This is a genomic window from Hydrogenobaculum sp. (assembly GCF_049967395.1).
In the GTDB taxonomy this organism is placed as follows: domain Bacteria; phylum Aquificota; class Aquificia; order Aquificales; family Aquificaceae; genus Hydrogenobaculum.
Window position 1 is genome coordinate 1 of the sequence record NZ_JBMFST010000064.1, and the last position, 5,786, is coordinate 5,786.

General features: G+C 32.4%; 6 protein-coding genes. All 6 read left to right on the forward strand.

The features are described 5' to 3' along the window. The first annotated feature begins 295 nt into the window (after nt 1–295). Nucleotides 296–1,531 (forward strand): TIGR02221 family CRISPR-associated protein, encoded by a 1,236-nt coding sequence (csx2, locus tag ACP5S8_RS07550; protein ID WP_461876345.1) that lies wholly within the window; start codon nt 296–298, stop codon nt 1,529–1,531. A gap of 120 nt (nt 1,532–1,651) precedes the next feature. Next, on the forward strand, nt 1,652–2,185 hold the full coding sequence (locus ACP5S8_RS07555) for a hypothetical protein (protein ID WP_461876346.1): 534 nt from the start codon (nt 1,652–1,654) through the stop codon (nt 2,183–2,185). Further along, a complete protein-coding gene (locus ACP5S8_RS07560) occupies nt 2,182–2,835 on the forward strand; it encodes a hypothetical protein (RefSeq protein WP_461876347.1) in 654 nt (217 codons plus the stop codon). Before ACP5S8_RS07555 ends, ACP5S8_RS07560 begins: the two co-directional genes overlap by 4 nt. Next, entirely contained in the window at nt 2,832–3,716 is an 885-nt protein-coding gene (locus ACP5S8_RS07565) for a hypothetical protein (RefSeq protein WP_461876348.1), read from the forward strand. The genes ACP5S8_RS07560 and ACP5S8_RS07565 overlap by 4 nt, the downstream gene beginning before the upstream one ends. Further along, a complete protein-coding gene (locus ACP5S8_RS07570; protein WP_461876349.1) occupies nt 3,713–5,311 on the forward strand; it encodes an SAVED domain-containing protein in 1,599 nt (532 codons plus the stop codon). Before ACP5S8_RS07565 ends, ACP5S8_RS07570 begins: the two co-directional genes overlap by 4 nt. Nucleotides 5,312–5,320: 9 nt before the next feature. Beyond that, nucleotides 5,321–5,786: hypothetical protein (locus tag ACP5S8_RS07575; RefSeq protein ID WP_461876350.1), on the forward strand; the 466-nt coding region annotated here is incomplete at its 3' end.

Here is a 5,786-nt window from a genome sequence, read left to right on the forward strand (position 1 = left end):
CTATGTCTTTTCTTATAGCCTCCACCTTCTCTGGGTCCATCTCTTTTGTCTTTTAAATGTCCTGGTAAGTTTTCTTTTTCGTTCATAGGAAGATTATAACACTAGAGGATATAAAGAACTTTAAAGTTGTATCAAGGCTATGTTTTAGGCTTTATCCAAGAGCCTAAAGAAGAAATAGAAGATAGTTATACTAGGTTTTTTGACATTTACATACAGCAACTTACGGCCATAAACTTCATGAGGTTGGGGTAATGTTGTGATGCTGTGGTATAATTATAGCTGGGAAGGATATAAAATGGAAACGCTTCTTGTAAGTTTTATAGGAAAAGCTAGAGAGGATAAAACTGGTAGTAGGAAATATCAAAAAACAGCTTACAAGTTTCCCACTGGTGAGACTCATGAGAGTACATTTTTTGGAATGGCAGCTCTTAATTATCTTCTAAAATATGGTTATAAGCCAGATATGATGGTGATAGGTACCAAAGGTTCGACGTGGTCTGAGCTATTAGAAATCATTCCGGAAACCGAAGAGAGTTTAGCTTTGTATGAAGAAGCAGAAAAAGGGATAAATCCAAATGTAATAGAAAGGATAATAGAACTTTTTAAAGATTACATGGGATTAAATATATTTCCCATACTTTACGAAGAGGATCCGCCACCGCAAGATATTGTGGCAAAACATTTCTTAGAAAAAGCTTTAGATAAGCCTTACGAGAAGGTAATAATTGATATAACGCACTCCTATAGGTATATGCCATATATAATTCTTTTAGCCTCTATGATCTTGAGGCATTTAAACAATTCAAGCATAGAGATTTTGTATGGGTTTTTTGAAGGGGTCTCTGCTGGAAGTGAAAAGCCTGTGTTTAAGCTTGATATCTTAGAAGAGCTTATAGGCTTATCGGAAGCCCTATCTATTTTCCAACTGACTGGCAATTTTAGAGAGTATTTCTATCAAATCACAGATGAAAGAGATATACGGGAAAAAGCTAAGAAAGCTTATTTTAAAATAGAGACAAACGACCAACCAAGACAAGAACTAAGAGCCTTGTTATCTTCAAATGGAAAGTATGAGAAAATACACAATTATATTTTGGATACATTAAAAGCCTGGGACAAAGACAGCGTTGAAGATAGAATGTTTGAGAGGGCTAAATTTTTTGCCAGCAAGAGCCAGTATTTCAAAGCGATTGTTTTGATGTATGAGGCTATTATGCTAAAAATAGCTAAAAAGGCTGGGTATACCAATGTTATGAATTACAAAGAAAGAGAAGCAATATCGGAAAGGTTAAATGAAGCTTGTAGAAGCAAGTTAAAAGATGATAATTTTAAATATTTTTGTGATTATTTTAGGTTGTTTCAAAAAATAAGAAACAAGGTTGTTCATGGTACACAGATAGAAGGTGGACTAGCTGGTGAGGCAAACCATTATCTTAGTGGTGAAGAAAGTATTTTAGAGTTGTTTAAAAACATAGAAGAACTGTACAATAAGATAGACCACATCAACTTAAATAGATATCTAAACAATTGAATAGTTAAAACTTTTTACATTACACATGTTTTTGTTTAAAAGCTTATAAACGAAATAAACTTATGTAAATCAACTATCAATGGTATATAATCTTTGGTATAGTGATTGGTGAGGTTTTATATGATTTCTTTTCTTAGAAAGATTATCTCAAAAATATTTGAAACAGAACATTTAGATAAAATTAAAAGTAAAGAGTTTAAAAAAGGGGACATTGTGGTTGTAAATATCTTGAAATTTAGAGATGAGGCGGGATTTTTGCTAGCTTCATCAAATAAAAATGTAAGTCCCACAAAGTGCAGGCCGTTGATAATAGTGGATATCAAAGACTCGTTGGTGACTTTGGCAGCCTTTAGTACGTTTTTTTATCACGCTGATATACATCAGTTTGAAAAACGAAGGATAATAAAAATAGAAGACCTTGGATGCTCACTTTCTAATAACAGGAAGAAATGTTTTGGTTTGGATTTAAGGACAAAAGGAATATATCTTTTTAACAAAGAAACAAAAACCAAAAAGCTTAGAGTTTTCTTCAACATAGATATAATGACTTTGGAACATCTTAGAAAAGATGGGTACTTAGCAATATGTGGCAACTGTGAAGAAGGGATTTCTCATATTTTGAAAAAAATAAAAAATAGAGGAGATATTTTATGAGTGCTCACAAGGAAATCTATCTTTTCTTGCTTGAGGGTAATAAAAGAGGTTATATCATTATAAGAAATATTTTCACCAAACAGATAAATAAAAGCTTTTATTACAATCTAAAAGACAAAGAAGAGGACTTGTTTTCTGAGGTTGTTTTAAGGCTTTACGAGAAAAGAGAGCACATATTAAAAATATTTGAAGCAAAAGAAGAAGGCTTAGCCTCTTATGTAAGAACTATGATAAAAAATATACTTAAAGATGCTATTTTATCAATGTCAAAAAATCCCATAGATAACATATATATAGATAGTAGGTATGAAGATGAGGGTATTAAACCAGATGAAGAACGCTTCAGGGTTGAGGCTGTTGACGTGATTGCTAGGTTGGAGGCAAAGGAAGTTATGATGGAGTTTGAGAGTAATTTAAGAGAAGAGGATTTTAAGTTGCTTTGCTATATGTTGGAAAACAAAGATGATGAGAAAAATAAGATGGAGAAAACCCTATTTAAGGATATTTCTAAAGATGCTTTGTATAAAAGAGTGGAAAGACTAAAGAAAAAGCTTTCGCAGATTGTGCAAGAAAACAATTTTTCCGAAGAAGCCGTAGGGCTTTGTCTTCAATATATAGCTTATAAGAAGTGTAGAGAGGTTTTAAAATGAGAATCATAGAAGCAATTTTTCAGTCATACTTAGATGAAATAGAAAATAAACCTTATGAGGAGAATGATAATATAGATATTAATTTAACAGAAAAGGACGAAGAACTCATAGATATGTTTAAAAAGCCAGCAATTGTACCAAAACAAGATAGAATAACCGTAGATAAAGGCAATATATATCTCACCTTCAAAAATCATATACCCATCTATTACGTTGTATACGAAGTGTTTGAAGAGGGTATTTTCGAGGTTTTAAAAGCCACAACATGGATAGAACTAACAAATCATGAAGACTACATAATAAGTGTAAACGGTGAAACGCTCGCTATAGAGATTTGGAATAACTTTTATTTAAAAGAAGACGATATAAAAAACTCTGTTTTTATAGGGAAAATCTTAGAAGAGGATATGGAAATTATAAAGAGTTATAAAAGTGGCCTGTTAGAGGAACTGCCTTTAGAAAAAAGAGGTGTTTACTCTGTAAACCCTACCTCTTATCAGCAACTCTTTCACAAGAAAGAAAGTGAAATTGTAAGAGAATACAAATTCTTTATTTTTGAAGAAGATGAAAATTGGGACAATGTTATATCCGTAGATACTACAAAACACGATGATATAAAGTTTGCCCTTGCGGCTAGTGTTGAGAAAACTACCGCTAGAGGAGATGCTTTTGTACTTGAGAAAGATGTAGAAAACAAATTAATAGTAATGCATATTTTAGAAGAAGAGCTTTTAAACAAGAGTGTAGTTTTAAGGATTTTAGGAGAAGATTACAAGATAGAAGAACTTCCAGATACTATATACATACAACCAAGCGATGATGTAGAAAATATAGACTTGGAAGAGTTTGCTAAAAAAATATCTATAGAGGTAATCCAATGAGCTTCAAACGCCTTTATGAAAAAAACAGGCAAACAGCAATAAATTGTATACTGGATGGTTCTTTAAGATCTGAGGATATAGAAGAAATATACGATATTATAAAAGAACAAAAAGACGACGAGCTTTTTTACGCTTTTTACGAGTTCTTAAGAAAAAATCAAGACAATATAAACTATGATAAGCTAGAAGAGGCTACTGGCATCCCAAAAAGTATATTAGAGCACATTTTTTATGAAAAGCCTAAAATTGCTTATTTTCCAAGCATATCTTTGCAAGATGGTAGACTTTGCAAAGCAATAGTTTTTATATTTGATGATGGCATAGCCACCACAAGTCTACCACGCCCTACAAGTCTGCCACGGTCTACAACTCTACCGCATACTAACTCTCTTAATCACAAGGAAGGGGTTGAGGCTGTAAGAAAAATATTTAAAAAAAGATATCCCAACAAAGACTTCTTTGTAATGTTTGATAGCAATTTTAAAGGAAGCTCTTTTACGTTGGCGCTTTTAAGCGCTTTGTTTTTAAAAGAAGAGACTCTTAAGAAATTTGCATTTACAGGGGATGTAAAAGAAAGTGAAGATATTCTGAAAGTAAACTATTTAGACCAAAAGAAAAAGATAGCACAGGACGCTCAATTAAAGCTAATAACCTATGAAGATGTATCCAATGTTGAAGAGCTTTTATACTATCTTGGAGAGGGTCCTATAGATATACCTTTTATAAATATAAATAGAGGTCTTGATGAGGCTTTAAACTCTTTAGAAAAGCTTGAAAACGCTATGAAAGAACAGATAAAATTTTTCTCCTTAGAAAAACTATCAAAGTTTTTTAATATAGACAAAGAGGATTTGATACTTACCACAGAATCTTTGCCACCTGTTACCGAAGAAGAGTTAAGCAAAGAAAACCCTTGGATAAAAGCTGTTTTAGAGTTTGAAAGCAAGTTAAAAAATATATACGATAAAGTAGGCTCTAGAAAGAGGGTAATCCATTTTGTAGGATCTATCTCTTCGCTGGTTTTTGGGCTTGGAGTAAAGTTTGGCTCAAGAAAACCGGTGGTTGTGTACCATTATCAAGCAGACACTTATAATATGGTCCTTGATCTATCAGATGAGGATAAACTAAGAAGGATAAAGCATATTAAGGAAAATTTAGAGCTTTTAAAATTAGAAAATATAAAGAGTGCAAACCAAGAAGAGGTAGGCGTTGTAATATACTTTGCAAGCCATAGCCCTTTGGGTGATGTATTGAGATTTTCAGAAAATAAAAACTTAGACATATTCTTAATAGAGGCAAAAGACCTAAAAGGAAACATTCCAATACCAAAAAAGAATGAAGAAAACTTTTTTACCTTGTTAAACTTGTGGTCTGAGATAGTAAGAGAGATATACAGCGCTTTAAACATGCTAAAAGATAGATATAAAAAACTTCATATATTTTTAAGCGTTCCAGTCCCAATTGCTTTTTGTCTGGGAATGGCTGTGGGGCATTTCATGAACGCCACCATTTACAATTACAACACTAAAAGCCAAGATACGCCTTATTATCCAGTGTTTGACACCTTTGATGAAAGATTAAAAAGCCACTTTTAGGGAGGATTCATGAAAAAGCTTAACTTTATCATTAGCTTAGTTTTATTATCCACTATTATGGCAAAAGCTCAAACATCTTCTCAAGAAAAGATAATTAGATGTATAAACCACATATACAATAACCCATTTTTGCAAAATACATATAAAACAAAAAAAGATTATATAGCATCTCTTGGGCTTGGTAGTGGATATTATCTACTTGTAGATGCTAGCAATCTAACGCCTTTAGATATATGCTATATTGAGCGTGACTTAAAAAAGCTTGGTTATCATCCGCTTTACGAAAAGCCAATAAACAATATAATCGTTGGTATATTTGATAAAAAATCAAACGCTAAAGCCTTGCAACATCTATTTGGTAAGCAAAACGCAAAAATCTTATACATCCACACCAACACAAAGCTAGCTAATTTTTCAGACAACGCTCAAGCTAATGAGGTCTTAAAACAGTTAGAAAAGATAAAACACCTTGCCG

What these genes read in the sequence shown, in the direction of transcription:
- ACP5S8_RS07565 (WP_461876348.1), top strand. Translation starts at nt 2,832, where the DNA reads ATGAGAATCATAGAAGCAATTTTTCAGTCATACTTAGATGAAATAGAA.
- ACP5S8_RS07555 (WP_461876346.1), top strand. Translation starts at nt 1,652, where the DNA reads ATGATTTCTTTTCTTAGAAAGATTATCTCAAAAATATTTGAAACAGAA.
- ACP5S8_RS07570 (WP_461876349.1), top strand. Translation starts at nt 3,713, where the DNA reads ATGAGCTTCAAACGCCTTTATGAAAAAAACAGGCAAACAGCAATAAAT.
- ACP5S8_RS07560 (WP_461876347.1), top strand. Translation starts at nt 2,182, where the DNA reads ATGAGTGCTCACAAGGAAATCTATCTTTTCTTGCTTGAGGGTAATAAA.
- csx2 (WP_461876345.1), top strand. Translation starts at nt 296, where the DNA reads ATGGAAACGCTTCTTGTAAGTTTTATAGGAAAAGCTAGAGAGGATAAA.